This is a genomic window from Streptomyces sp. NPDC040610 (assembly GCF_055594065.1).
In genome coordinates this window covers 161,306-187,745 of record NZ_JBVIXA010000010.1, presented here as the reverse complement: position 1 = coordinate 187,745, position 26,440 = coordinate 161,306, and the positions used below count along the sequence as shown (strand labels likewise).

Here is a 26,440-nt window from a genome sequence, read left to right as displayed (position 1 = left end):
GTGCTTATGCTTCCTGGTTATGAATGCTGGGAGCGGGGCCGCGGGAGCCGTGGGGGCCGGACGCGGCGACGCCGCCGACGTCGAACTGCGGCATCTGCGCGCCCTCGTGGCGATCGAGGCCGAAGGCACGATCACCGACGCCGCGATCGCCCTCGGCGTCAGTCAGCCCGCGCTTTCGCGCACCCTCCGCCAGTTGGAGAGCCGACTGAGCACCCGTCTCGTCGACCGCACGACCCGGTACGTGGCGCTCACGGACGCCGGTCGGCGCCTGGCCGAGCACGCCCACCGCATCCTGCGCCTGGTCGACGACGCGCTGGCCGAGACCGCCGCCGACGGGCGCCCCCTGCGCATCGGCTTCGCCTGGTCCGCGCTCGGCCGGTACACGGTGCCGCTGCTGCGCGCCTGGCGCGAGAACCGGCCCGGGACCGCGGCCCAGGTGTTGCGCCGCGACGACCCGGAGGCGGCGCTGCGGCGCGGCGAGGTCGACCTGGCGCTCGTCCGCACGGAGCCCGTGCCGGACGTCGACCTGGTGTGCGTGCCGCTGCTGCGCGAGCGCCGCGTGGCCGCCCTGGCCGCGGACCACGCACTCGCGGACCAGGAAGCCGTCCGCCTGGAGGACCTGTCGTACGAGCCGGTGGTGATCTGCTCCACGGCCGCCACCACGGCCGCGGGCCTGTGGCCGACCGGGCGGCGCCCGCACACCTTCGAGGTGCCGGGCGTGGACGAGTGGCTCACCACCATCGCCACCGGGGAGGCCGTCGGCGTCACCGCGGAGAGCGCGGGCCACAGCCACCCGCACCCCGGCGTCCGCTACGTCCCGCTCACGGACGCGCCCTCGGTGACCGTCCACCTCGTCCACCCGCGCGTACCCCGGCACCCCGCGACCGCGGAGTTCCTGGACCACATCAGACTGCTGCTCGCCGAGGCCACGCGCGCGGGGCGGCCCTGATCGGCGCGGTCCGGCCGTGGCGCCCGCGTCAGGGAGAGGCCGGGACGGCGGCACGCGCCCCTGCTCCCCCGCGCGGAGAAGACCAGCGAAATCCAGCCGCGTTCCCTCACGTTTTCGGGGTAGAGGCGTTCCTGTGAGACACGGCATCATGGCGGGCGGGACGGACCAGATGGATCGGGTTGCGGTGGAGTGCGACACATCGTCGCTGGTCAGCGGCGGTCTGTCGGTGTCCCGTGCCTTCGAGGGCAGCGAGGAGATCGGCGCCGCCCGGGACCTGGCCCGGGCGTTCCTCACCGACATTCAAGCCGTGCACGGGCTGCCCGTCTCCCTGCGTGTGCTGAGCACCGTGCAGCTGGTGGTCAGCGAGCTGGTCACCAACGCCCGCAAGTACGCGCCGGGGCCGTGTCTGCTGACGCTGGAGGCGCACGGCGGGGCCGTCAACGTCACGGTGTGGGACAGCGAACCGGCGCTGCCAGCGGTCCTGCCAGCCGACCCGGGCCGGATCGGCCAGCACGGCCTGGAGATCGTGATGGCGGTGTGCCAGAGCCTGCACGTGCAGCGGGAGCCCGTCGGCAAGCGGATCACCACGGCGATCGCGCTCGCCGACGATCCCGGCGGGGACGCGGCCGGCCGTCGGCTGTGACACCCGGCCGCCGACCGCGCCCCGGTCCGGCTAGGGAAGCTCGATGGGCTCGTTCACCCCGCCCTTCGTCTCCACGACCAGGAACGACAGGACGTCCTCACCGATGTTCTTCAGGTCGTGCAGGTGGTAGCGACCCGCATCGAGGGGGAAGTGGAGGGTCTGTCCGCGTACGTATGTGATCTCGCGCGACGCTCCGTCGCTCGCGTGCTGGCGCGCCCTGCCGTCCGTGAGGGCGATCCACGTGTAGTCGAGGACGTGCCGGTGGACCGGGATCCGCTCGCCCGGTTCGAGCGTGGTCTCCCAGACGCGCAGCGTCTCGGTCTCTTTGAGCAGGGTCTGGCCGACGCAGCCGTTGTGGACGTTGTCGTCGAACTCCTTGATCAGCGGCGGGCTCCAGCGGTCGAAGTTCTTGGCCACGACCGTGCTGGTCAGGGGCGGGCGAGAAGGGGCGGGGTATGACTCGGTGCCCACGGGACGGGTCCTTTCCGAGGGACGTCGGGGTGGTTGCGGGGCGGCAGCGTCTCTTCTGGCCGCCGCATGAGGCTGGCTCACAGGGCGAAGGACAGGGCTTCCAGGAAGGCGTCGTTCGCGCGCTGGTTGCCGATGGAGACACGGCACGTGGCGGGGATGACGTGGCCCGTGTCGGCGACGGCGATGCCCGCGTCGCGCAACCGCTCCATCACCAGGTCGTGCTTGTGGAGGCGGACCAGCAGGAAGTTGGTCTGCGAGGGGAACACCCGGTCCACCGCGGGGTGATCGGCGAGGGCCGCCGCAAGCCGCTCCCGCTCGGCGCGGATGAGCTTGATGGCGGCCAGCGCCGGGCCCGCGTTCGTGAGCCGGTCCCGCACGGCGCGCTGCGAGGCGTCGGTGAACCCGAAGGGCACCTGGAGCCGTCGCAGGGCCTCGATGACGCCGGGCCGCGCGAGCGCGACCCCGCAGCGCGCCCCGGCCAGGCCCCAGGCCTTGGAGAGGGTGCGGAGCACGATGAGGTTGTCGTGCCGGGCGACCAGGGCGGCGTACGAGGGGTTCTCGCTGAACTCCACGTACGCCTCGTCGATGACCACGACGCCGCTGGTGCCCGTGACGAGGGCGTGCACCTGCTCCGGGTCGAGCCTGGTCCCCACGGGGTTGTTGGGATCGCACAGGATGGTGACCCGTGGGTCCGCGGCGAGGATCCGCTCGGTGTCGAGCTCGCAGAGGTCGTCGCCGCGCAGCGGCACCTCCACGAGCGGCAGGCGCAGGACGCGGGCGAAGTGGGTGTACAGCGGGAACGTCGGGGGCGTGACGCAGACGCTCTCGCCCGGCGAGGCCAGCGCCGCGAGGAGCAGCATGACGCCGTCGACCGCCCCGCTGGTGAACAGCACATGGTCGGTGCTGAGGGCGTCGACGCCCTCGTGGCCGGGCAGCGCCGCGATGGTGCTCAGGTAGGTGTGGGCCAGCTCCGCCGTGTCGAGGTGGGGGTACTGGCTCTCGGGTCCGAGGAACGGGTTGGTGTTGCTCGTCAGGTCGACCGTGTCGAACCGCGGCTGGTGGCGGAAGCGGGCCGGGCCCGGGACCGGCACCGTCGTGACGGGCGGTGCCGTGAACCGCGAGAGTTCCGGTTCTTCAGGCCCGGCCTCAGGGGCCGTCACCTCCGGGGCGCGCAGCCAGTGGTCGAGGGGGACGAACAGGTCGGCCCCGAGGCACCGCATGCGCTCGGCGTCCCCCCGGCCGAGGTGCACCCACTCCAGGCCGGAGGTCCGGGCGTCGGCGTACAGCTGGTACAGGGTGGCCTCGTACAGGTCGTCGCGTACGGCGGCGTCCTCGTGGTCGATGGCCTGCGTGAGGCAGTAGACGCCCCGGCCGTTGTGGGACGTCGTCGTCAGCCCGACCTGGACGACGGTGTCGTCGCGGCGGCGTACGAACATCTCGGTGCGGTCGGCTAGCGCGCCGCGGGCGAGGGCGTCGAGGGCGTCGGCGTTGTACGGGTGGTGGCGGCCGTCGTCCTGAGGCTGGTCCGCCGCCTGAGGCCCGTGGTCCACCTGCTGCCCGTGCTCCGCCTGTTGCCTCCGCTCCGCCTGGCGCCGGTGGAGGTCCGCGAAGGCCGCGCGCGCCCACGGCTTCCCGTCGAGGTCGCGCAGCCCGATCCGCTCCCACGTGGTGTCCTGGGACACCGCGTGGTGGCGGCGCCGGACATCGCGGAGCCGGTCGGCGCCGACGCGGGTGCGCAGCACGTCGTCCACCTCCCCCGTCAGCCGCACGACGCACTCGGGGTCGGCGGGGACCGGCGCGAGGCCCGCGGCCCGCAGTGCGCGGGTGTCGTCGCTGCGGCGCACGCCGGGCACGAGGATCTGGCGCACGTCCAGCGCCTCCGCACGGCGGACCAGCTCCGCGAGGGCGTGCGGGGCCGGGACGGGGCTGGTCGGGCTGTACAGGTATCCGCCGCCGATGAGGGTGGGACGTGCGAGCACCGCGGGGTCGAGGGCGCCGAACGCCCGGGCGTCCTGGCCGAGTCGGGCCAGGGGGACCACGGGTTCGGCGGAGCCGAGGGCGGCGCGGAGGACCTGCTGGAGCGCGTCGAGATCTGAGGGCCTGCGCATGCTAGCTCCGTTCGCTGTCGAGGCGGGTGTCGAAGTACTCCCCGATGCGTTCCTGGTACTCCTCGAACAGTTCCGCCAGGGTGCGGGCGATGCCGGTCTTCCAGGCGACCGAGCAGTCGCCGATCAGGCCGCGGCGGGTGCTGTGGTCGAAGATCGCGGTCTCGCGGCTGTAGTCGCCCCGCTCGAGGCGCACGGGCACGCCGGTGAGCGCGGACATGTACTCCAGCAGGTCGGTGACGCCGACCTCCTCGTCGCCGCCCCAGTTCACGACCTGCGCGGGTGTCCGCGCCGCCTCCCACAGCAGGGGTACCTGCCGGACGACGTCGTCGGTGTGCAGGAGGTTGCAGTAGTTCTGGCCCTCGCGCGGCACGGCGCACGACTCGCCCCGGCGCATCTCGTTGAAGAGGATCATGGGGACGCCGCCGTGGCCGTACGGGCCGTAGGCGATGTTGAGCCGGGCGATCACCGAGGGCAGCGCGAGTGCTTCGGCCAGGCCCCGCACGACTCCTTCGGCGGAGAGCTTGGCGATGGGGTAGGTCGGCAGCCAGGGCGCCGTGCCGCCGAGGGGGTCGCCCTCCCGGTAGCGGTGGGTGCGGTCGGCGCGGTGGTAGACGACGCCGGACGACACGTACAGGAACGCGTCCGCGGTGGCGCAGTGCGTCATGAGGCGCGCCGTGCCGACCGCGTTGATGCGCGCGGTCGCCTCGAAGTCGGCCTTGTCGCCGCGGTGCACCGCCGAGTGCAGGACGTGGGTGAAGTCGCGCGGCAGGTCCTCCAGGTCGCCGTCGGCCATGTCCCAGGTGTAGGTGTGGGCGCCCTGTTCCTCCAGGGCCTTGCGGGCGGTCAGGTCGCCGAAGCGGCCCAGGCACCACACTTCGTTGTCGGCGGCGAGGGCTTCGGCGACGGGCCGCGCGACCTGGCCGGTGCCGCCCGTGATGAGGATCTTCTTGCCTTGCATGGTCAGTGGCTCCTGGTCGTGTCGGCGGTCGTGTCGGTCGGTCCCGCGAGCGCCCGGCCCAGTTCGCGCCGCAGGGTCGCCTGGAAGGTCTGTACGTGCTGCGGGCTCATGAGGGTGTAGTGCTCGCCGTCGACTTCGATGTACCGGTTGGCGGTGCGGGTGAAGTCGTCCCAGTGGCGGAGCTGGTTGTTCAGCCATTCCTCCTTGGTGCCGCGCAGCGGGGTGCAGTAGAAGACCTGCGTCCGTGCGACCGACCCGGAGGGTTCGTAGGTGCGGCCGAGGTGCACCATGCTCTGGGCGAGGTTCACCCAGGCGCTGAACCGCTCGACGGTGAGGTCGAGTTCGGTGAGGCGGCGCGGCGGGGCCTGGTCGATGAGGTACGCGAGCTGGTCGGCGTCGGGGAGGCCGCGGAGCCTGGTGGTGAGGGCTTCGACGTCGGCGGGGCCGATGAGTTCGAGGAACAGGGCGAGGTTGATGGCGCCGTCGGTGAAGGTGATCTCGTTCATGCGGCCGGAGATGCTCGGCGGCAGGTTGAAGACGCCGACGAACTTGACCTCGTCGCCTTCGGCCTCCAGCCGCTTGGCCATCTCGAAGGCGACGGCCGCGCCGTAGGAGTAGCCCGCGACGGCGTAGGGCCCGCTGGGCTGGGTCCGCCGCATCGCGTCGACGTACGTGGACACCATCTCGTCGAACGAGGCGAAGTGGCTCTCGCCCTGCCCGAACCCGCGGGCCCGCAGCGCGTAGAAGGGCCGCTCGCCGGTGAAGTACTTGGCGAGGTTCACGAACACGAGCACCTCCCCCAGGCCGGGGTGCACGCAGAACAACGGCGTGCCGTCCCCGGTGACCTGCAGCGGCACCAGCGGGTCGTAGGCGGCGTCTCCGTCGGCGCTCCGTCCGCCGGTGAGGCGTCCGGCCAGGGCTCGTACGGTCGGGGCCTGCAGGAGGGTCGCCATCGGTACGTCGTCGATGCCGAACCCGGTCTGGATCTCCAGCTTGAGCCGCAGCACGTCCAGGGAGGTGCCGCCCAGGTCGAAGAAGCTGGCGGTGACCGGCACCGCCTCGACGTTCAGGACGCGGGCGTAGATGTCGGCCAGCGCGGTCTCGGCGGCTCCTTCGGGTGCCACGTGGGCGCCGAGGAACCGGGTGCTCACCTCGGCCGCCCGGCGGGCCGCCCGGTCGAGGCCGCCCGCTTCGACGGCCGTGCGCAGCCGGGTGCGTTGGATCTTCCCGAGGTTGCTGCGGGGTATCTGCTCCTCGGTGACGGGGAGGATGAGCTGGGGCCGGAATCCCCAGTGCATCACCGTGGAGCTGCGGATCGCGACGAGCGCCCGGTACACCGCCGTGTCGTCGGCTGTGTCGCCCGCCGGGACGAACGCGACGGCGAGGTGTTCGGAGTCGGCGCCGTCGGGCCGGATCGGAAAGGCCGCGACCTGTCCCCGCCGCACGTCGTCCAGTTCGTCGAGGGCCGCTTCCAGGTCGTGGCTGTAGTAGTTGACGCCGTTGACGATGATGGAGTCCTTGGTCCGCCCGACCAGCGTGAGCCGGCCGTCGGAGTCCAGGGATCCCAGGTCTCCGGTGCGGAACCAGCCGTCGGCCGTGAAGGCCTGCGCGGTGGCTTCGTCGTTGCCGAAGTACCCGTCGGTGACCATCGGGCCGCGCAGCTGCACCTCGCCCGCGTCGGCCCGCCCCGGCTCGTCGGTGGAGGCGAGGACGTGCCCCTCGCCGTCGGTGATCCGGATGCGCAGGCCTCGTACCGGCCGTCCCAGCGGCGGGAACTCGGTCCGCAGGTCGCGGGCGGCGAAGTCGCGGTTGAACACGCTGCCCGCGCATGTCTCGGTCATCCCGAACGCGGGCACGACGACGTCCTGGCGCAGCCCGTACGGGGCCAGTGCGGCCAGGAAGTCCCGCACGGTCCCGGTGACGGTGGCCTCGCCGCCGGAGATGATGTGCCGCACGTGCGACAGGTCCACCTCGTCCCGCGCGGGCGGCCGTTGGGCGAGGGCCTGGTTGATCTGCCCGAACAGGAAGTTCGGGGTGAAGGTCACGCGCACCCGGTGCGCCGCGAGCAGCCTGAGGAACTCCACCGGGTCCGCGAGGACCGTCGCGGGGGTGGCCATGACCTGGTCGGCGCCGTTGAACATCGGCAGCAGGTGGGCCTCGATGGCGGCGATGTGGTCGGTGGAGATCCAGTTCAACGAGGTGTCGGCGGGGCCGAGGTCGAGGGCTCCGGCCTTGCCCGCCTGTGCGGTGAGGAGGTTGGCGTGGGTGAGCCGGACGGCCTTGCTGGATCCGGTGGACCCGGAGGTCAGCATGAGGAGGGTGAGGTCGGCGGGATCGGGTGTGTGGGTGTCGGCGGGGTCGGGTGCGGCGTGGCTCAATTCCTCCACCGTCACGGTCCGCAGGCCGATGTCGGGCAGGTCTCCGTGGGTGGCCTTGGAGGCGACGACCAGCGGGTCGTCCAACAGGGCGCGCAGGTGCTCCAGTTGTGTCTGCCACCGGGAGGGGTCGGCGGGCGGCGCGACCGGGCACGGTACGAGGCCGCCGAGGACGCAGCCCCAGAAGGCGCGGAAGAAGGACTCGGGGTCGTTGGCGGCGATCAGGACGCGGTCTCCCGGGGTGGCGCCCTGGCCGCGCAGCCCTCGGGTGATCCGGCGGGCGCTGTCGCGCAGTTCGGCGTAGGAGAGGAACGAGCCGCCGATGAAGGTGATGCCTCGGGTGGTGTCACGTGCCGCGCTCTCCAGGAGTCGCGGAAGCGTCGAGGCGGATATGTGTTCCGGCATGGGGGCGGAGACCTCCGATCAGAAGGGTCGGAAAACGGCCCTGGATTTCCATCTCGATGGGGTGTTTCAGGGATGGCGAAGCCGTACGAGGAGAGGCGGGGCCGCTGCCGCGTGCCCGGGCGTCCTCGTGCTCCGGTATCTCGGAAAGGGCGTCTGTACCGCCCGGATTACCGCTTGTGGTGCGTCACGGTCTCAGGGCGTCATGACGTACACGGATAATCGGGGGCCGACAGCTGATGTCAGTCGGCGCACAGGGGCGCGCATGGTATTGCGGGCGCGTCGAGCGGGCGGCCGTGAGGTGCTTTCGGCGGGGCTCATTGTTCAGCCGAGCTCATTGAATCGCACGATGTCCTCGATCTTCTTCTGCAGCTTCAGCTCGTCCGGGTCGGATACGATCGCCCGTCCGACGCAGCCGTAAGGACCGAGCGGAGTGTCGGGCGACGACGAGTACTGGATCTCGTCGAAGGCGAAACGGCGCTCGAAGTCCTCTTGGGTCAAGGTGTTTCCGTCGGGGCGGCGCAGCAGGAGGTATCCGTGGAGACGCTCGGGCGCACTTTCCCTCAGCGGGAGCTCTATGCGCTCTCCGAGCGCGAGGCTGATCTCGGCGTCGAAGAGATCGACCCCGAATGTCAATTTGTTGACGTCCGGAGAAAGCGCCCCCGGCAGTCGGACAGCGCACTCGCCGAAGGTCAGCCCGGATTCCTCCACGAACACTTCCAAGTGGAAGACGCAGTCGGGCGCACCCAGGTGGGAGAGCGTCTGTCGGGCGATTTCCTCCGTCCGCCGGAACAGCGCCGTGCGCCGTCTCTTGTCGAGGATGTGTGCGGCAAGCACGGCGCCGTGTGCCGCACTCAGTGGTGAGAGGTGATAGCGGGTCATCGACGACCACAGGAGATCACCGTCGCTCCAGATGCCGTCCATATAGACTTCCGGCGCGTCGATGAAGGACTCGGCGACGATCTGCACGTCCGACTGTCCCGGAAGAACGTCCACGGCGCGCGCGAACTCCTCCGGGGAACGCACGATATTCGTCCGCACGGAACCGGCGCCGGTCGCCGGTTTGATGACGAAGGTGTCCCCCAGATCACTGACGAGGTCCGCGTGGGAGGTGTCCCGGGTGACATACCGGCAGCGGGCCCGCTTGATCTGCGGCGGCAGTTTGCTCTTCTGCAGATACTTGTCCCGGAAATAGAGAGCCGTCTTCGAGTCCTTGTTGCCGGGAAGGTTCAGCTGCTGCCGCAGATAGGCCGCCCCGAACACACCCATCTCGTGCACGCTCAGCGCACCCGCCACATCGTCGACGCGCGCGGCGAGCACGGCCCGCAGGACTTCCTGGACGTTCTCCATGTCGGCGACCCGCGTCCACCTGCGCCCCGGCGGCGGGCTCGCCGGGGCCTGCACGATGTAGAGGGGATCCAGGCCCCGGCGGCGCAGCGCCCGGTCCAGATCCTCCCGGTACCCGATGACGATCATTGTCGGCATTCTCGTCTCCCCCGAATGCAGCCTGCCGCGATGCTTGTGCCGACCGAGCCTGACGGAACGTCCGGGCTCAGCCGAGCTCGTTGAAACGCACGATGTCCTCGATCGTTTTCTGCAGTTGCAGCTCGTCCTCGTCGGACACGACGGCCTGCCCGACGCGGCCGTACGGGCCGAGCGGGGCGTCCGGCGACGAGGGGTAGTCGATCTCGTCGAAGGTGAAGGCGCGCTCGAAGTCCTCCTGGGTCAGGGCCTGGGAGCGGCGCAGGAGGATGTAGCCGTAGAAGCGATCCGGTGTTCCGCCGTCCAGCTCCTGAGTGATCCGCTCCCCGAGCGCAAGGCTGATCTCGGCGTCGAAGAGGTCGACGCCGAACGTCAATTTGTTGACGTTCGGAGACAGTGCCCCGGGGAGCCGGATGGCGCATTCGCCGAGGGTCAGCCCCGACTCTTCGACGAACGTTTCCATGTGGAAGACGCAATCCGGTGCGCCCAGAGTGGTGAGTACGCGCCTGGCGAGTGTCTCCGCCTGCCGGAACAGCTCCGGCCGCCGTCTCCTGTCGAGGATGTGCGCGGCGAGGACGCCTCCCTTCACGGCGCTGAGCGGCGCGATGTGATTGCTGCTCATGGACGACCAGCGAAGCTCGCCGCCCTCCCAGATGCCGTCCATATAGACTTCCGGGGCGTCGATGAAGGACTCGGCGACCACGCCCACATCCGACTGGCTCGGCAACTCCTGCAGGGCTCGCGCGTATTCGTCCGGTGTGCGCACGATTTCCGTACGCAGAGAACCCGCTCCGGTCGCGGGTTTGACGACGAGGACGTCACCCAACTCGCCGACGAGGTCGGCGAACGAAGTTCCTTGTGTGACGTACCGGCACCGGGCGCGCCTGACGTCGTCCGGAAGCCCGCTCTTCTGCAGGTACTTGTCCCGGAAATACAGGGTCGCCTTGGAGTCCTTGTTCCCGGGAAGATTCAGCTGCTGCCGCAGATAGGCCGCCCCGAACACACCCATCTCATGCACACTCAGCACGCCCACCACATCACCGATGTGCGCGGAGAGCACCGCTCTCAGCAATTCCTGAGCGTTCTCCATGTCGGCGACGCTCGTGAACCTTCGCCCTGGCGGCGGGCTCAACGGCGCCTGCACGATGTAGTAGGGATCCAATCCTCGACTCCGCACGGCGCGGTCAAGGTCATCACGATATCCAACAACAATGACAGATGGCACTCTTGCATCCCCCGAATTACGTCCAGCCAACACCATCAACAAGTCGTTCTCAGCAAGACAAGACCTACGTCGAAAGCTTCGCAATCGGTTACTTGGGCCATGGGCAATCCGTTGGCATCGTGCCACAACCAAACAGCTGTGTGGATATCCCGGACCAAGATCTTTCACGGGCGAGATGTGACATGGATCACAAGTCAAATCTTTCCCTAGAAGGCCCCCGAAACCGTGGGCTCAGTCAAGGAGAAGAGGGTTCGGCAGTGCCGCCCCATGGTGCATCCGCAGCAGTGTGTGCAAGACGCCCGAAAGACCCGACATGAGGCTCGGCGAGAACGCCTCACGCGCCAAACCGCCGACCGGACCGCGCTGTTCGAGGCCGGTGAGGATTTCACCGTCGAGGTCTGAAGCGGTGCCGAAGTCCACGTCGGACGTGTTGCCGAAGTCCACGGACGTGAGGAATTCCCAGAGTCCGAGGTCACCGTGGCACAGGGTGTGGCTCCAGCCGAAGCCCTCCGCCGCACAGGCACGAGCGGCACGACGGACCATGTCCAGATGCACCGGATCACCCGTGCGCCGGTGCAGATCGAGCATGCCGACGCCGATTCCCGCGCTGCCGTGGCACCAACTGGTGAAGAAGTCCTCCTCGGCACCGACGCGCACATCGAGCCAGTTGCCGTCCGCGGGCCGGTACAGGGACTCCTGGAACGCGAAGGCCCGCTCGCCCAGCCGACGCCAGCCACCCCGGTCCCCCGCCGTGCCCGCGTCGCTGAGGGCCAGCCTGGTCAGCGCCCAGCCGATGCCGGTGGCGCCATGGGCGAAGCCGCCGATGCCCTCGGGGTTGAGCCGCGTCGTCCAGCGCGCGCCGCTCCCCTCGACCGTGGCCAGGCCCTCCAGACGGCGGCCGACGTGCGCGGCGGCGGCCAGCCACCGGTCCTGCCCCGTCGCCGCGGCCAGGTTGAGCAGCGGCACGACCGCTCCCGCGGCCCCGTTCAGCAGGTCCACCTCGATGTCGTCCTCGACCAACCGCCCTGCCGGAGCGAGCAGTTCGGCCCGCGCCGCGGCCCGCTCCAGGAGCCAGTCGTCCCCGAGGACCCGGTGCAGCGCCAGCCACGTCCACACCTGCGACGCCGCCCCGCTGAACGCCCCCGCCGACGGCGTGGCCGTCCGGTCCTCCGTACCGACCAGGACCCGCAGCGCCCCCTCGAACGTCTCGGCGACACCCGGCACCGGATCCGCCCGCCCCGCCCGCACCTCGCTCACGTACTCCGCGAGCGTCAACGCCACCCCGCCCTGCCCGGTGTAGAGGTCGGCGGGCAGCACCCTGATCGACCATCCCGCGGGCGTGAACACCGGGCTGATCCAGGTGACCGTGCCGTCCTCGCCGCACACCGCCCCGTCGCACAGCCGCCGCACCATCTGCGCGGCCAGCTCCCTGCGGCGCCGCTCCCGGTCCCGGGCGTGCGGCTCATGGGCGGCCGCCTGCACCCGGGCGGGCAGCGAACGCTCGTTGAGGTACGCGCCCACCAGCGCGTCCTGGATCACCGACTCCTCCAGCGCCAGATCGGCGCCGCGCCAGTCCTCGACGGTGGCCCCGACCGCGGCCGTGTCCACGGTGAAGGCGAACATCGGTACGTCCCCGACCAGCAGGTCGGCGATCTCGGCGTCGATGGCCGCGCGGTCCGTCGGCGCGCCGGGCAGCACCTCGGCGTTGCGGCGCAGGATGTCCCGGGCCCGCTCGACGGCCGCCGTCTCGTCGTGCAGCGAGGCGGGGTGCCAGAGCATCCGGCCGATGTCGACGTAGGCCTGCGTGGGCCGCAGGATGCGCCGCGCCCGGGTGCCCTCGAACCGGCGCAGCAGCCGGTGCGGGTCGGTGCCGGGGTGGTGCAGGCGCGCGGTCATCTCCCGGAATCCGGCCAGGATCCGGTCCCAGTACGTGCTCAGTACGGGCGTGGGGCTGGGGTGGTTGCCCGCGGTGGGCATCGCCACCAGGTCCACCTCGAAGCGGGCCGCCGCGGTGCCGCCGTCGGCGATCACCGGGTTCGGGATCAGCGGCTGCTGGCCGGGCAGTGCCCCGACGCCGGAGATGTCCACGCCCGCGAGCGCGAAGCCGGTGCCGCGCACGGGCAGCAGTCCGGTGCGCAGGACGGTGCGGCGGATCGCGGCCGCGGCCACGTCGACCGCCTGGCCCTGGCCGCTGGGCGGGAACGGGGCGGGCGCGTCGAACAGCGTCTCGCCGTCCACGATCACCGGCACCGGGCCCGCGGCGATCATGTTCTCGGCGTGCATGTCGGTGCCGCCGGTGAAGCGCAGTACCGCCAGCCAGTGGCCGACGTTCCGGTAGAACGCGGCGAGTTCGGCGTCGTCGGCGCAGTAGCGGTGGTGGACGAACTCGGCCCAGCCGTAGCCCTCGCGTGCCAGGGTGCGCGGCACCCGGATGCGGCGGTCCGGCGGCGGGGCGTCGGGGAAGTCCGCGAACAGCTCGTCCAGGAGGGCGCCCAGGGCGACATCGGTCCCGGACGGCCGCGGCTTGTACATGACGCTTCCGGCGGCGAAATCAGCCCGGCTGACGGTCAGACCGCCCCGGTGGCTGTCGCCCGCGCCGAACGCGAGGGCCTGTAACTCCCCCGCGGGCGCGCCCAGGAGAGGCCGCAGCAACGCGCGGTCGGCGCCGAGCCGTTCGGCGAAGCCCGCCGTCGCGGCCACGGAGAGCCGTGCCACCGCCGCGATCCGCGCGCCGAGGGTCGGGTAGCGCTCGGCGAGCCGGTCGACGTAACCCCCCTGGCAGGCCTGCTCGATGAACGCGGCCCAGGTCTCCGTGTCGGACCCGGCCCCGGCGCCCTCACCGGCTCGTCCGCCGGCCGCCGTCAGGCGCAGCGCGTGCAGTTCGATCAGGAACAGGCGGGACAGCTTGGCGTGCAAGGACCGCAGCAGAGAGGTGTGCCCGGCTTCGAGGATCACGTCCCGTTCGGCGCGTCCTAGCCCGTCCACGGCGGCGAGGCGCCGGGCCAGTTCGTCGTGCCAGGGGCGGGCGATGGCGCGTACCGGCTGGGCGAACCAGTCCGCCTCGTGCCGCTGCTCCTCGTACCGCTGCTCAGGTCCCTGCCCCGCCGCCGATCCGCTCACCGTCCACCGTCCCCCTGTCCGACGACCGCCACGACCGTCACGTCCACCACGACGTCCGCAGGGCGCGAGGAACCGCGCGACACGCCCGGGCACGCGACGTCACACGCGGTCCCCCACGCCCGTGTGTCGGTCAGCAGCACCAACTGCCGTGCGAGCCGCTCGGGCTGGAACAGAAGCCGTAGAGGGAGTCGCTCGGGTCGGTGAGCGCGGCCTCGGCGGCGGTGCCGCCGACGTACAGCGGCCCGGCGGGGTTCGCCTGGCCGTACGCGCTCTCGGCACCCGACAGCCAGGCGGTGAGCACGGCGGTGGTCGGAACACTGGACTGGTGCATCAGCGGCCTCCGGACGTGGGGAATGCGGGACGGATCGCCCAGCCCTGAGTATCAGCCGGAATTGAACCCTCGTCAGACGACAATTCCGGCCACAGTGCGGTGGCGTTCCCGCGACGGATCACGGTCCGTGAGGCGCCCCGGCCGGACACGCCCGGCCGGGTGGCGGAGATCCAGGAACAGCGGGGCTCCAGAAACGGCGGGGAGCTAGGAACAGGTGGGGCACAGCCCGCGGTAGGTGACCTCGACCTGCGACACCGTGAAGCCGAAGCGCTGGTCCTGCGGCAGGTCGGCGAGGGGGTCGCCGCTCGGGTGGACGTCGCGGATGGCGCCGCAGTTGGAGCACACCAGGTGCTGGTGCGGGTGGTGGGCGTTGGGGTCGTACCGCTTGGCGCGGCCGTCGGTGGAGACCTCCATGACCTCGCCGAGGGAGACCATCTCGCCCAGGGTGTTGTAGACCGTCGCCCGGGAGATCTCCGGCAGCAGGTGCGCCGCGCGGGCGTGCACCTCGTCGGCCGTCAGGTGCACGTGGTCGCCGTCGAGGACCTCCGCGACGACACGCCGCTGGGAGGTCACCCGCCAGCCACGCCCTCGCAGTCGCTCCAGCAGGTCGCTCATATCGGTTCACCCATTCAGGCTCGGTGGCGTACGCCGAGTTTACCGGCAGCCGTACGGATTCTGAATCAATATGAATCAGTTGAGCTTCTTGACCTGGACAGCGTCCATCGTAGGATCGGTTTCCTACGATGACCAAGGGAGCGGGACGGTCCGTTCCGGTCGGCCTCGCCCCCCTGCCTGACCTTGTTCCGGCGGTCACCGTTCCTCCCGCGCAGCCCTCCAGCACCACGATTCACTCAGTTCGAAAGGCTTCCCATGGCTGAGAACCCGGACGCAATCGTCACAGACGCGAAGATCGAGGAGGGCGGAGGCTGCCCGGTCGCCCACCGTGCACCGCACCCCACGCAGGGCGGCGGCAACCGCCAGTGGTGGTCGGACCGGCTGAACCTGAAGATCCTCGCCAAGAACCCCGCCGTGGCCAACCCGCTCGGCGAGGAGTTCGACTACGCCGAGGCGTTCAACTCCCTCGACCTGCCCGCCGTCAAGCGGGACATCGCCGAGGTGCTCACCACCTCGCAGGACTGGTGGCCCGCCGACTTCGGCAACTACGGCCCGCTCATGATCCGGATGGCCTGGCACAGCGCGGGCACGTACCGCGTCAGCGACGGCCGCGGCGGCGCCGGTGCCGGTCAGCAGCGGTTCGCGCCGCTCAACAGCTGGCCGGACAACGCCAGCCTCGACAAGGCCCGCCGACTGCTGTGGCCGGTCAAGAAGAAATACGGCAAGAACATCTCCTGGGCCGACCTGATGGTCCTCACCGGCAACGTCGCCCTGGAGACGATGGGCTTCAAGACCTTCGGCTTCGCCGGCGGCCGCGAGGACGTGTGGGAGCCGGAGGAGGACGTCTACTGGGGCCCCGAGACCGAGTGGCTGGGCGACGCCCGCTACACCGGTGACCGCGAGCTGGAGAGCCCGCTCGGCGCGGTCCAGATGGGCCTCATCTACGTCAACCCCGAGGGCCCCAACGGCAACCCGGACCCGATCGCCGCGGCCCGCGACATCCGCGAGACGTTCCGCCGCATGGCGATGAACGACGAGGAGACCGTCGCCCTCATCGCGGGTGGCCACACCTTCGGCAAGACCCACGGCGCCGGTCCCGCGGACAACGTCGGCGACGACCCCGAGGCCGCCCCGATGGAGCAGCTGGGCCTCGGCTGGAAGAGCACGTACAACACGGGTGTCGGCAAGGACGCCATCACCAGTGGTCTCGAGGTCACCTGGACCACCACGCCGACCCAGTGGGGCAACGGGTTCTTCACGAACCTCTTCGAGTACGAGTACGAGCTCACCCAGAGCCCGGCCGGTGCGAACCAGTGGGTGGCGAAGAACGCCGAGGCGATCATCCCTGACGCCTTCGACGCGTCGAAGAAGCACCTGCCGACGATGCTCACCACGGACCTCTCGCTGCGCTTCGACCCGATCTACGAGCCGATCTCGCGCCGCTTCTACGAGAACCCGGAGGAGTTCGCGGACGCCTTCGCCCGCGCCTGGTACAAGCTGACGCACCGTGACATGGGCCCGGTCGTCCGCTACCTCGGCCCGGAGGTCCCCGCCGAGGAGCTGCTGTGGCAGGACCCGCTGCCCGCGCGTACCGGTGAGGTCCTCGACGCCGCGGACATCGCGAACCTCAAGGAGCGGGTGCTCGGCTCCGGCCTCACCGTCTCCCAGCTCGTCTCCACCGCCTGGGCCGCGGCCTCGTCCTTCCGCGGCAGCGACAAGCGCGGCGGCGCCAACGGTGCCCGCATCGCCCTGGAGCCGCAGCGCACCTGGGAGGTCAACAACCCGGACGAGCTCGCCCAGGTGCTGCGCACCCTCGAAGGCGTGAAGGAGGCCTTCGACTCCGCGGGCGGCAAGCAGGTCTCGCTGGCCGACCTGATCGTCCTCGCGGGCACCGCGGCCGTCGAGAAGGCGGCCAAGGACGGCGGCGTCGAGGTCCAGGTGCCGTTCTCGCCGGGCCGTGTCGACGCCACCCAGGAGCAGACGGACGTCGAGTCGTTCGACGCCCTGGAGCCCGCCGCCGACGGCTTCCGCAACTACACCGGCAAGGGCAACCGCCTCCAGGCCGAGTACCTGCTGCTCGACAAGGCGAACCTGCTGACGCTGAGCGCCCCCGAGATGACCGTCCTCGTCGGCGGCCTGCGCGTCCTCGGGGCCAACCACGGGCAGTCCAAGCACGGCGTCCTCACCGACAAGCCGGGCACGCTGACCAACGACTTCTTCGTCAACCTGCTGGACCTGGGCACGGAGTGGAAGTCGACGTCCTCGGCGCAGGACGAGTTCGAGGCCCGCGACGCGAGCGGCGCGGTCAAGTGGACCGGCACCCGTGCCGACCTGGTCTTCGGCTCGAACTCCGAGCTGCGCGCGCTGGCGGAGGTCTACGCGAGCGACGACGCGAAGGAGAAGTTCGTACGCGACTTCGCCGCCGCGTGGGGCAAGGTCATGGACCTCGACCGGTTCGACCTCGCCTGAGAATTCCCTGACGTCAATTGATCGTTGACGTCGCCCGAACACACGAACGTCCAGGTCGGCCGCACTCGGTCGACCTGGACGTTCTTTGTGTCAGGCGCGGCTCAAGCTTTGTGTCAGACGTGGCTCAGCAGGCCGCGTCGACCGAGCTCAGCTTGTTGTCGTGATTGGGGTCGAGATTGCCCTTGAACCAGCCCGGGAGCGGGCCCAGGCGTCCGGTGTAGGTGCCGTCGTACAGGATGACGGTGGTGGGCGTCCTGTTCCAGGCCGAGGTGGTCTTCCCGTCGAGATAGCCGGGGAGGTGGTGGCGGCCGCAGCTCGGGACGACCCAGAACAGTCCCTCGCCGTTGTAGTGCTGGAAGAAGCAGGTCCCCGCCCCGCACCGGTCGTACGCGTCGCGCGCGGCCCGGTCGCCGTCGGTTCCGGTGACGCGGTACAGGCCCTCGACGCCCGGGACCTTGGTGAACTGGGTTTCCGCCGCGCCCGCGACGGTCGGAGTAATCAGGGTCATGACAAATGCAGCGACACTGACGAATGCTCTCTTACGCACGCATCCTCCTTCGCATGGGGAATTCGGCGCCAAAGCCGACCAGCCCGGCCGATCCTGTCGGAACCGGTCCCTGACCGGTAGCCAGATATCGGCCCCTTAGGTCATATCGGCGGCGCATTTCCCATCCCGCATTTTTTCGATGGCCCTCGTCGGCCAGGCGAGTGCGGCTCCCACCGACCACACCGCCGCCACCAGCGGCGAGGCGCGGGCGGGAATCCTCTCGGATCAAGTGCGCTACGCCCCCCTTCACCCTCAACCACAACGAGTCCGTCAGCTCCAACACGGCCAGACCGGTCATGCAGTCCGACGGCAACCTCGTGGTCTACGACGAGTTCAACCGGGCCAGATGGGCCTCGCGCACGGTCGGCAAGGGCTGGACCGCCCGGCTGCAGGAGGACGGCAACTTCGTCGTCTACACCCGCAGCGGAGCACCGGTCTGGGCCTCGAACACCGCCCACTAGCCGCCGCGCACCGCACCTTCTCGCACCACGGGCCGGGCCCCCGCGAGGGCCCGGCCTTCTGCGCGTCGGTGCGCCAGAGCCTCGGCGCACCGCGCGTCACACGCGGTCGGCCACGATCAGCAGATACTGGAAGCTGCCGTTGCGATAGGCGTTCAGGAACGTTTCCTCGATTCCCGTCACCAGATGGTCGGCCTCCTGCCGCAGCTCCCAGTAGGGCAGGGCGGCCGCCGTCAGATCCTCGACGTGCACCGGTACGAGGCGGTGGCGCGCCAGCGCCCGGAAGTACTCCGAGCGCGGGTGGATGTCGCAGATGTAGTGGGCGTTGATGAGGGACACCTCGCGGGAGGCCCGCCCGTAGGAGTCGTTGTAGCAGCCGGTGATCGTCACATACCGGCCGCCGCGGCGCAGCAGCCTGGCGTGCTCGGCGAACAGCAGCTCCAACTCGACGTACATCGTCGACTCGTTGTTCCACGACGCCGCGAACGCACCGGTCGGGAAACCGGTGTCGAGCATGTTCAGGTGGTGGTAGCGCACCTTGTCGTCGATGTGCCGCCTGCGGGCCTGCTCGGCCGCGAACTCCGCCTGCTTCTCGGAGAGCGTGACCCCGTCGGCGTAGCAGTCGTAGCGCAGATGGGCCACGACGGAGCCGCCGCCGCGCCCGCAGCCCGCGTCGAAGACCCGGTCCGAGGGGGTGAGGGGCCCGAGGTGGGCGGCGAGCAGGTCGGCCTGGGCCTGTTCGAGCCGGTGCAGTTCGGCGGTGATGCGGGCCTGCCGCGAGGCGGGGTCGGCCACGTCGAGGACGGACCGGTCGGCCTCTCCGATGCCGTAGTGGTGGTGGTAGAGGTCGTCGATCCTCCCCAGTTCGAGATTGACCGGGTTCTCCTCGGCGTTCCAGTAGTCCGCGACGCGGTTCTGGTACGTCGACTGGGTGGGCACCGGTACGGCGGCGGGCCGGGCGTCGGCAATGGTCAACAGGGGCTCCTCATGGTGCGGGTGGCGACGGGCCCGGCGGCCGGGACCCGCCGGTGGCGGGGTTCACCAGTAGTGCGGCAGGTGGTAGCGGTGGGTGTTGGTGGCGTGCCACTCGTGGTTGCCGGCCACCCAGGCGGCCAGGCCTCTGGCGTAGCGCTCGACGAGCGGTGAGGTGGCCGACAGGGCCGCGGACTCCTCCTCGAAGGCCGCCATCACCTCGTTGTGGATCTCCACGGCCTTCAGGTACGCCGCTTTGAGGCCACAGCGTTCGTTGGCGGCGATGGCCTGGGGCAGATTCAGATGGGTGGGGTCGCCGGACAGCTCCTTGGTGAAGGAGTACAGGTCGTTGACGATGGTCGTGGCGTTGCAGGCGAGCGCGGTGATCCGCTGGATCTCCGGTCGGGCGTAGACCGGCTCGGGCAGTTCGTAGCCGTCGACGGCGTCGACGATCGACAGACAGGGGCGGAAGTTGTTGAACTGCCGCATCACCAGGTACTCCCACACCTGGGGCACGTAGCGGGTCTCGGCCCAGGCGGCCTCGCCGAGGTAGCCGAGGTGCAGCCGGGCGATGTCGTGCACGAACCGGTCGCTCTGGCTGGGCGTGGCGAAGGCCGCGAAGTCCTTCATGGCCTGGTGGTACGAGCGCAGCGGCCCGTCGGCCCGGACGCCGCGCCGCCACTGCGCCTCCACCTCGGGGGCGCCGTGGAACGGGTCGATCGCCGCCTGGGCCAGGACGAGGCGGCCGCCGAGGCCGCGCGGTGTGCCGCCCCTGCCCTCCTCGGCCTCGCAGTAGCAGCTGTCGACGAGGTTCTCGGCGAGCAGCAGCTTGCCCGCCGCGGTGAGGCGCTCCACGTCGACGGCGCCCGGGTGCTGGAGCACCACGGCCCGGCCGAACTGGAAGCCCGCGAAGTCGCCCTTCCACGCGGCGGGGAACAGGTCGTGCTCGTGCGCCCAGGCCTCCAGCCTGCGGTCGACCTCGGCGACCTTGGCTGGGTCGGCGGGCACGGCGGGCCGGTGGTGCAGGCCGGGGATCGGGCCGCCCCTGGGGGTGGCGCGCAGGGACCGGGCGGGGTTCGGCGGGCCCGGCGGCCGCCAGGGGGGACGTGACGGCTGTTGCTCCGGCACATGGCGCGTCGGCTGCCCGGCGGCGGGGGTCGGTGGCTGCGGCAGCGCGGGAATCGGCGGCCGCGTCGGCGCGAGAACCGTGGGTTCGCCGGGCTCGGGCGGTGCGCTCACTCCGCACTCCGGCCGATCTGCACGTTCTCCAGGATCCCGGCGGCGTCGGGGACGAGGATGGCGAGCGAGTAGTAGGCGGTGACCAGATAGCGCATGATCGCGGCGTCGCTGATGCCCATGAAGCGGACGTTCAGGCTCGGTTGGTACTCCTCGGGGATGCCCGTCTGATGCAGGCCGACGACGCCCTGGTCGGCCTCGCCGGTGCGCAGCGCGATGATGCTCGTCGTGTGCTCCTCGCTGATCGGGATCTTGCCGCAAGGGAACAGCGGCACGCCCCGCCACGCGGGCACCTCGTGCCCGTCGACGGCGACCGTGCCCGGCACGAGGCCGCGCTTGTTGCACTGGCGGAAGAACGCCGCGATCGCCTTCGGGTGGGCCAGGAACAGCTTCGTCCTGCGGCGCATGGAGAGGAGTTCGTCGAGGTCGTCGGGCGTGGGCGGGCCGGTGTAGGTGCTGATGCGCTGGCCGTAGTCGACACTGTGCAGAAGCCCGAACTCGCGGTTGTTGACCAGCTCCCACTCCTGGCGTTCGCGGATCTCCTCGATGGTCAGGCGCAGCTGCTGCTCGGTCTGGTCCATCGGGTTGTTGTAGAGGTCGGCGACCCGGGTGTGGATGCGCAGCACCGTCTGGGTGAGCGACAGTTCGTACTCGCGCGGGGAGAGTTCGTAGTCGACGTAGCCGCCGGAGAGGGTGGGCTCGCCGTGGTGTCCCGCCTGCATGGGGACGTCGGCCTCGCCCTTGCGGTTCATGGGCTTGTTCTGCTGCGCCGCGTACGCGTCCAGGTGCGCCGCGAGGGAGGGGGCGCCCTCCACGATCTGCTGGAGGGAGTCCCAGGGCAGCACGAGGACGACGCCGGGCGTCTCGGCCCGCACCGAGCTGAGCCACAGCGGGTCGGCCCTGCCGACGGCCTCGTCGCCCATCTGGTCGCCGTCCGTGACGACGCCGATGACTTCCTCCTCGCCGAACTTGCCCGTGGCGTAGCGGGTGAAGCGGCCGTGCACGACGAGGTAGGCCTCGGTGACGGGCTGTCCGGCGTCGAAGAGCACCTCACCGACGCGCACCTGCCGTACCCGCAGCCGCGAGGCGATCTTCTTGAGGACGCCGGTGTCGGAGTAGCCGCGCAGGACGGGCAGTTCGGTGAGGGTCTCGGGGATGACCTTGATGTCGTCGGCGCCGTTCTGCTCGAACTGCACACGCCCTCGGCCGACCTTGAGCTGGAGCCGTCGGTTGACCCGGTAGGTGCCGCCCCTGACGTCCGTCCACGGCAGCATCTTGAGCAGCCATCGCGAGGTGATGGCCTGCATCTGGGGTTCGGACTTGGTGGTCGTGGAGAGCTGGCGCGCCGCGAGGGTGCTGAGGCTCGTGCGCTGAGCCTCGGCGGCCGAGTCGTCGACGTGTTCGGTGCTGGGTCCGGCGGCGCTTTCGGACGTGGTCACAGTGCCTCCCTGTACATGAACGGACATGGGCGGAGGTGCGTGGACGGACGTGTGCGCGGGTGCGTGGACAGACAGGTGCGGGGCTTGGACAGACACGTGCGCGGGCGTGGACAGACGTGTGCGGCGGCGGGTGGCCGCGGTGGGCGCCTACTGGTGTGCGCGGACGCGGGCCGACGGACGCGGACGCGCCTGAGCGCACGGGTCCGCGCGGACGGCCGGCGCGGGCGGGTGGGACGGCGCGGCCGCTCCTGACCGTCCCCTGGACCACGTCAGGGTCCTCCGGGGTCCTTGGGCGCGACTTGGCCACGACTTCGGAGCGGCTTCGTGTGGGCGGGCCGCGGTGATCGGACGCGGTACGAGGGTGGGTTCGGGGGCACCGGCGTGGTCGTCCGGCGGTTGCGGTCGGGGACGGGTTCCAGGGCGGTCGGCGCCATGGCGACAGCGTCGTGACGGAGCATGCGGCCGACAGGTGCGGGCTGCACGAGGCTGCATGGGCTAGCCAAACAGTCCCGGGAGGCAGCGGGGAACCCCGCGCGGACGGCGGTCGGACGCAGACGGTGGTACGGACCTTTCGCGAGGGCGTGCCCAGGAAGGGCGCACGCCCCCGCGCCGGTTCCCCGACGTCACGCGCCGGGCGTGGCGGGCGCACGGGAGGCTCGGACGGCAGGGAGGACGGGGAGGGCGTGCGCCTCCTGTGCCGCGGTGGACGTCGGGGTCAGCAGCCCCCGGTGCCGCGGTGGACGTCCGGGTCAGCGTCCCAGCGTCGGCAGGTACCGCGGCGCCCGCCAGGCGTTCAGGCGGCGCTCCACCGCCGCCCCGAGCGAGAGGAGTTCGACGTCCTGGCGGTCGCCCGCCATCAGGAGCAGGCCGACCGGCAGTTCGCCGACGCGTCCCGCGGGCACCGAGAGGGACGGGTATCCGGCGACGGCCGCGGGCGTGGAGGACGGGATGACGTCGTTGTCGCCCCGGGCGCAGTCGGTCGTCCAGGCGGGCGGGTTCGTGGGCGCGGCGATGGCGTCGAGGTCGTGGGCGGCCATGGTCTCGTCCAGCGAGCGCCCGGAGAGGTCCTTCAACTCGGCGCGCATGGCCCGGTACTTCGGGTCGGTGGTGGGCGGAGCCGCGAGGGCCTGCTCGAAGAGTTCCTGCCCGGCGAAGCAGGTGCGCTCCGCGGGGTGGGTGCGGTTGAACTCGATGAGCGCGGCGAGGTCGCGGGGGCCCTTGCGGGTGCCGAGGTAGGCGTCGATGTCCCGGTGGAACTCGCTGAGGAGCGCCGGGAACTCCAGCTCGGCGAGCCGGTCCTGGTACGGGGGCGTCACCTCGACGACCTCGGCTCCGGCCGCGCGCAGCTTCCGTGCGGTCCGGGTCATCACGGCGTCGACCTCGGGGCCGAGCGAGGGCAGCCGCCACAGCCCGATGCGCTTGCCGCGCAGGTCGCCGCGGAGCGTCCCGGCGTCGCTCAGAGGGCCGGGCGTGCCGCCGGGGCGGGGCGTGCCGTCATCGGAGAGCACCGACAGGGTGAGCGCGGTGTCGACCACGTTGCGCGCCATGGGGCCCGCGGTGTCCTGCTCGGCGGAGATCGGCACGACGCCGCTCTGGCTCACCAGGCCGAGGCTCGGCTTGTGGCCGACCACGCCGTTCATCCCGGCCGGGCACACGATGGAGCCGTCCGTCTCGGTGCCGATGGCCACCTGGGACAGCGAGGCGGCGAGCGCGGCGGCCGAACCGGAGGACGAGCCGCAGGGATTGCGGTCGAGCACGAAGGGGTTGTGGGTCTGGCCGCCCACCGCCGACCACCCCGATGTGGGCTTGGCCGCCCGGAAGTTGGCCCATTCGGACAGGTTGGTCTTGCCCAGGACGACCGCGCCCGCGTCCCGCAGCCTGGTCACCAGGGCGGCGTCGGTGCCGGGCGGGCTCCCGGCCAGGGCGAGGGACCCGGCGGTCGTCGGCATGTCGCGGGTGTTCACGTTGTCCTTGAGGAGCACCGGGATGCCGTCGAGCGGGCCGAGGGTGCGGCCGTGCCGGTGCCTGGCGTCGCTCGCGGCCGCCTGCCGCAGGGCCTTCGGGTTGGTGCGCAGGACCGCGTGGATCTTGGGGTCGACGGTCTTGATCCGCCGCAGATAGGCACGGGTGAGTGCGGACGAGGTCAGCGAGCCGTCCGCCATGCGTGCCTGTAGCTGAGGGATCGTCACCGTGTCGAGGTAGCGGTCGGGTACGTCGGCGGCGCCGGCCGCGTCCGCCCGGGACGAGCCCGTCGGCGCCGGGCCTTCGGCGTCCGGCGCGGCGGCTTCCGCCCGTGGGTTCGGCGTGCCCGTAAGCAGGGCTCCCGCGGCGATGACAGCGATCAGTGAAGCAATGCTCCTCTCCCCCATGAGGGACAGGTGACTACACGGGCCACGTCCGGCGCAAGGGCCCCGGGACCGCACCCCCGGCCACTCGGCCACCGGGCGCCTGCCCCATCGGCCACGTCCTGCCCTTCGGGCCCACCCGCACACGCCTAGACTCGGCGGATGGCCAAGTACTTCGACGTGCACCCCGAGAACCCGCAGCGGCGCACCATCACCACCGTGGCGGACAGCATCCGGTCCGGCGCACTCATCGCGTACCCGACGGACTCCTGCTACGCGCTGGGGTGCCAGTTGGGCAACCGTGCCGGCATCAGCCGCATCCGCTCGATCCGCGACCTCGACGACCGTCATCACTTCACCCTGGTGTGCCAGACCTTCGCTCAGCTCGGCGAGTTCGTGCACATCGACAACGACGTGTTCCGCGCGATCAAGGCGGCGACGCCCGGCAGTTACACCTTCATCCTGCCCGCGACGAAGGAGGTGCCGCGCCAGCTCCTGCACCCGAAGAAGAAGACGGTCGGCGTCCGCATCCCCGACCACGTCATCACCCAGGCGCTCCTCGCCGAGCTGGGCGAGCCGCTGCTCTCCAGCACCCTGCTGCTGCCCGGCGAGGACGCCCCGATGACCCAGGGCTGGGAGATCAAGGAGCGCCTCGACCACGTCGTGGACGCCGTACTCGACTCCGGCGACTGCGGCACGGAGCCGACGACGGTCATCGACTTCTCCGGCGGCGACATCGAGATCGTGCGCCGCGGTGCCGGGGACACCACGCGCTTCGAATAGCGGGTCGCCGGGGCCGGGCCGAAGGAGCCGGACACCGGCCCCGGCGCGCGAGGAGGCACGGTCGTCGAGTGCACCCGCGGGTGGCCAGTAGAATCGACGCCTGTGGCGGACACCCAGTACGAAGACCTGTTGACGTTGGTGCTCACCTCCGGGACGGCCAAGGCCGACCGGACGGGCACCGGCACCCGAAGTGTCTTCGGGCACCAATTGCGCTATGACCTCTCCCAGGGGTTTCCGCTGGTCACCACCAAGAAGGTGCACCTCAAGTCCATCGTGTACGAACTCCTGTGGTTCCTGCGCGGCGACTCCAACGTCGGCTGGCTCAAGGAGCACGGCGTCACCATCTGGGACGAGTGGGCCGACGCGGACGGCGAGCTCGGTCCGGTCTACGGCGCCCAGTGGCGTTCCTGGCCCACCCCGGACGGCCGGCACATCGACCAGATCAGCGAGGTCCTCGACACGCTGCGCCGGGACCCGGACTCCCGCCGGATGATCGTCTCCGCCTGGAACGTCGCCGAGCTGCCCGCGATGGCGCTCGCCCCGTGCCACGCCTTCTTCCAGTTCTACGTGGCCGACGGCAAGCTCTCCTGCCAGCTGTACCAGCGCAGCGCGGATCTGTTCCTCGGCGTCCCGTTCAACATCGCCAGCTACGCCCTGCTCACGCACATGGTGGCGCAGCAGGTCGGCCTCGAGCCGGGTGACTTCATCTGGACCGGCGGCGACTGCCACATCTACGACAACCACGTCGAGCAGGTGACCCAGCAGCTCTCGCGCGCCCCGTTCGCGTTCCCCCGGCTGCGGCTGCGCCAGGCCGACTCGCTCTTCGACTACGCCTACTCCGACGTGGAAGTGGTGGACTACCGGCACCACCCGGCGATCAAGGCCCCGGTCGCGGTATGAGCGCCGGGGTGAGCGGTACGCACGCCGGGGTGAGCGGCATGAACGTCGGGCTGATCTGGGCGCAGACCCTCGATGGCGTGATCGGCGCGGACAACGGCATTCCGTGGCGGCTGCCCGAGGACATGGCGCACTTCAAGGCCACCACCCTCGGTCATCCCGTGGTGATGGGGCGCAGGACCTGGGATTCGCTGCCGCCGCGGTTCCGTCCGCTGCCCGGCAGGCGCAATGTCGTGGTGACGCGCGATCCGCTCTGGGCGGCCGAGGGCGCGGAGCGTGCGGGGTCCATCGCACAGGCCCTGGAGCGCGCGGCCGAGCCGCCGGTGTCCGCCGCCCCCGCCACGGCGTGGGTGATCGGCGGCGGTGAGATCTACCGGGCGGCCCTGGAGCACGCGACGACGCTCTCGGTGACCGAGGTCGACGCGACGGTGGTGGGCGACACCTACGCCCCGGCCCTGGACCCGGCGTGGAAAGTCACCGAGGACAAAGGCTGGCAGACCTCCACAACCGGGCTGCGCTACCGCATCCGCACCTACACCCGGTGACTCCCGAATCCGCACCCGATCAATTACCGATTCCTCGGCCTGATCAATTCCGCAACCGATCCCGACACTC

General features: G+C 70.8%; 21 protein-coding genes. 7 read left to right on the top strand and 14 right to left on the bottom strand.

What is annotated here, in order from left to right; translation table 11 throughout:
* The first annotated feature begins 19 nt into the window (after positions 1-19).
* Together ACZ6AA_RS30240 and ACZ6AA_RS30235 are read left to right on the top strand one after the other, a co-directional pair.
* On the top strand, positions 20-949 hold the full coding sequence (locus tag ACZ6AA_RS30240; RefSeq protein ID WP_471461174.1) for a LysR family transcriptional regulator: 930 nt from the start codon (positions 20-22) through the stop codon (positions 947-949).
* A gap of 169 nt (positions 950-1,118) precedes the next feature.
* Entirely contained in the window at positions 1,119-1,592 is a 474-nt protein-coding gene (locus tag ACZ6AA_RS30235; RefSeq protein ID WP_471461171.1) for an ATP-binding protein, read from the top strand.
* Between the two features lie 30 nt (positions 1,593-1,622).
* On the opposite strand, the gene ACZ6AA_RS30230 is transcribed toward ACZ6AA_RS30235, so the two are convergent.
* From ACZ6AA_RS30230 to ACZ6AA_RS30190, 9 genes are all read right to left on the bottom strand, one after another.
* Positions 1,623-2,063, bottom strand: coding sequence for a cupin domain-containing protein (locus tag ACZ6AA_RS30230; RefSeq protein ID WP_471461169.1), 441 nt, complete (start codon positions 2,061-2,063; stop codon positions 1,623-1,625).
* A gap of 77 nt (positions 2,064-2,140) precedes the next feature.
* Complete coding sequence (locus ACZ6AA_RS30225; RefSeq protein ID WP_471461166.1) at positions 2,141-4,171, bottom strand: aminotransferase class I/II-fold pyridoxal phosphate-dependent enzyme; 2,031 nt, start codon at positions 4,169-4,171, stop codon at positions 2,141-2,143.
* Between the two features lies 1 nt (position 4,172).
* A complete protein-coding gene (locus tag ACZ6AA_RS30220; protein ID WP_468456935.1) occupies positions 4,173-5,129 on the bottom strand; it encodes an NAD-dependent epimerase/dehydratase family protein in 957 nt (318 codons plus the stop codon).
* A 2-nt stretch (positions 5,130-5,131) separates the two neighbouring features.
* Positions 5,132-7,909 carry an alpha/beta fold hydrolase gene (locus tag ACZ6AA_RS30215; RefSeq protein ID WP_471461161.1) on the bottom strand — a complete coding sequence of 926 codons (2,778 nt, stop codon included), beginning with the start codon at positions 7,907-7,909 and terminating at the stop codon, positions 5,132-5,134.
* Between the two features lie 321 nt (positions 7,910-8,230).
* On the bottom strand, positions 8,231-9,391 hold the full coding sequence (locus ACZ6AA_RS30210) for an ATP-grasp domain-containing protein (RefSeq protein WP_471461158.1): 1,161 nt from the start codon (positions 9,389-9,391) through the stop codon (positions 8,231-8,233).
* Between the two features lie 67 nt (positions 9,392-9,458).
* Entirely contained in the window at positions 9,459-10,613 is a 1,155-nt protein-coding gene (locus tag ACZ6AA_RS30205) for an ATP-grasp domain-containing protein (RefSeq protein WP_471461154.1), read from the bottom strand.
* Between the two features lie 231 nt (positions 10,614-10,844).
* The gene (locus tag ACZ6AA_RS30200) at positions 10,845-13,733 is read right to left on the bottom strand and encodes a type 2 lanthipeptide synthetase LanM family protein (RefSeq protein ID WP_471461151.1); all 2,889 of its coding nucleotides are present in this window, start codon (positions 13,731-13,733) and stop codon (positions 10,845-10,847) included.
* A gap of 130 nt (positions 13,734-13,863) precedes the next feature.
* On the bottom strand, positions 13,864-14,064 hold the full coding sequence (locus tag ACZ6AA_RS30195) for a DUF6229 family protein (RefSeq protein WP_468456928.1): 201 nt from the start codon (positions 14,062-14,064) through the stop codon (positions 13,864-13,866).
* Between the two features lie 204 nt (positions 14,065-14,268).
* Positions 14,269-14,679: a Fur family transcriptional regulator gene (locus tag ACZ6AA_RS30190; RefSeq protein WP_468456926.1), complete on the bottom strand. Its 411-nt coding sequence runs from the start codon at positions 14,677-14,679 to the stop codon at positions 14,269-14,271.
* 255 nt (positions 14,680-14,934) lie between these two features.
* Between ACZ6AA_RS30190 and katG the strand changes: the two genes are divergently transcribed.
* Complete coding sequence (katG, locus tag ACZ6AA_RS30185) at positions 14,935-17,148, top strand: catalase/peroxidase HPI (RefSeq protein ID WP_468456924.1); 2,214 nt, start codon at positions 14,935-14,937, stop codon at positions 17,146-17,148.
* A 124-nt stretch (positions 17,149-17,272) separates the two neighbouring features.
* Here katG and ACZ6AA_RS30180 read toward each other — a convergent pair whose 3' ends face one another.
* On the bottom strand, positions 17,273-17,656 hold the full coding sequence (locus ACZ6AA_RS30180; RefSeq protein WP_468456923.1) for a peptidase inhibitor family I36 protein: 384 nt from the start codon (positions 17,654-17,656) through the stop codon (positions 17,273-17,275).
* A gap of 335 nt (positions 17,657-17,991) precedes the next feature.
* Here ACZ6AA_RS30180 and ACZ6AA_RS30175 point away from each other — a divergent pair, with 335 nt between their 5' ends.
* Positions 17,992-18,156, top strand: a complete 165-nt coding sequence (locus ACZ6AA_RS30175; protein ID WP_471461140.1) for a hypothetical protein — start codon at positions 17,992-17,994, stop codon at positions 18,154-18,156.
* A gap of 96 nt (positions 18,157-18,252) precedes the next feature.
* On the opposite strand, the gene ACZ6AA_RS30170 is transcribed toward ACZ6AA_RS30175, so the two are convergent.
* The 4 genes from ACZ6AA_RS30170 to ACZ6AA_RS30155 all read right to left on the bottom strand — a co-directional run bounded on the left by ACZ6AA_RS30170 (position 18,253) and on the right by ACZ6AA_RS30155 (position 24,169).
* The gene (locus ACZ6AA_RS30170; protein WP_471461137.1) at positions 18,253-19,128 is read right to left on the bottom strand and encodes a geranyl diphosphate 2-C-methyltransferase; all 876 of its coding nucleotides are present in this window, start codon (positions 19,126-19,128) and stop codon (positions 18,253-18,255) included.
* A gap of 63 nt (positions 19,129-19,191) precedes the next feature.
* The gene (locus tag ACZ6AA_RS30165; RefSeq protein WP_468481436.1) at positions 19,192-20,253 is read right to left on the bottom strand and encodes a family 2 encapsulin nanocompartment cargo protein terpene cyclase; all 1,062 of its coding nucleotides are present in this window, start codon (positions 20,251-20,253) and stop codon (positions 19,192-19,194) included.
* Between the two features lie 107 nt (positions 20,254-20,360).
* Positions 20,361-21,800 carry a family 2B encapsulin nanocompartment shell protein gene (locus ACZ6AA_RS30160; RefSeq protein WP_468456918.1) on the bottom strand — a complete coding sequence of 480 codons (1,440 nt, stop codon included), beginning with the start codon at positions 21,798-21,800 and terminating at the stop codon, positions 20,361-20,363.
* A 749-nt stretch (positions 21,801-22,549) separates the two neighbouring features.
* On the bottom strand, positions 22,550-24,169 hold the full coding sequence (locus ACZ6AA_RS30155) for an amidase family protein (protein WP_471461131.1): 1,620 nt from the start codon (positions 24,167-24,169) through the stop codon (positions 22,550-22,552).
* Positions 24,170-24,307: 138 nt separating this feature from the next.
* Between ACZ6AA_RS30155 and ACZ6AA_RS30150 the strand changes: the two genes are divergently transcribed.
* The 3 genes from ACZ6AA_RS30150 to ACZ6AA_RS30140 all read left to right on the top strand — a co-directional run bounded on the left by ACZ6AA_RS30150 (position 24,308) and on the right by ACZ6AA_RS30140 (position 26,370).
* Entirely contained in the window at positions 24,308-24,928 is a 621-nt protein-coding gene (locus ACZ6AA_RS30150; RefSeq protein ID WP_468456914.1) for an L-threonylcarbamoyladenylate synthase, read from the top strand.
* Between the two features lie 102 nt (positions 24,929-25,030).
* Entirely contained in the window at positions 25,031-25,828 is a 798-nt protein-coding gene (locus tag ACZ6AA_RS30145) for a thymidylate synthase (RefSeq protein ID WP_468456913.1), read from the top strand.
* Positions 25,829-25,866: 38 nt separating this feature from the next.
* Complete coding sequence (locus ACZ6AA_RS30140; RefSeq protein WP_468456994.1) at positions 25,867-26,370, top strand: dihydrofolate reductase; 504 nt, start codon at positions 25,867-25,869, stop codon at positions 26,368-26,370.
* Positions 26,371-26,440 lie beyond the last annotated feature (70 nt).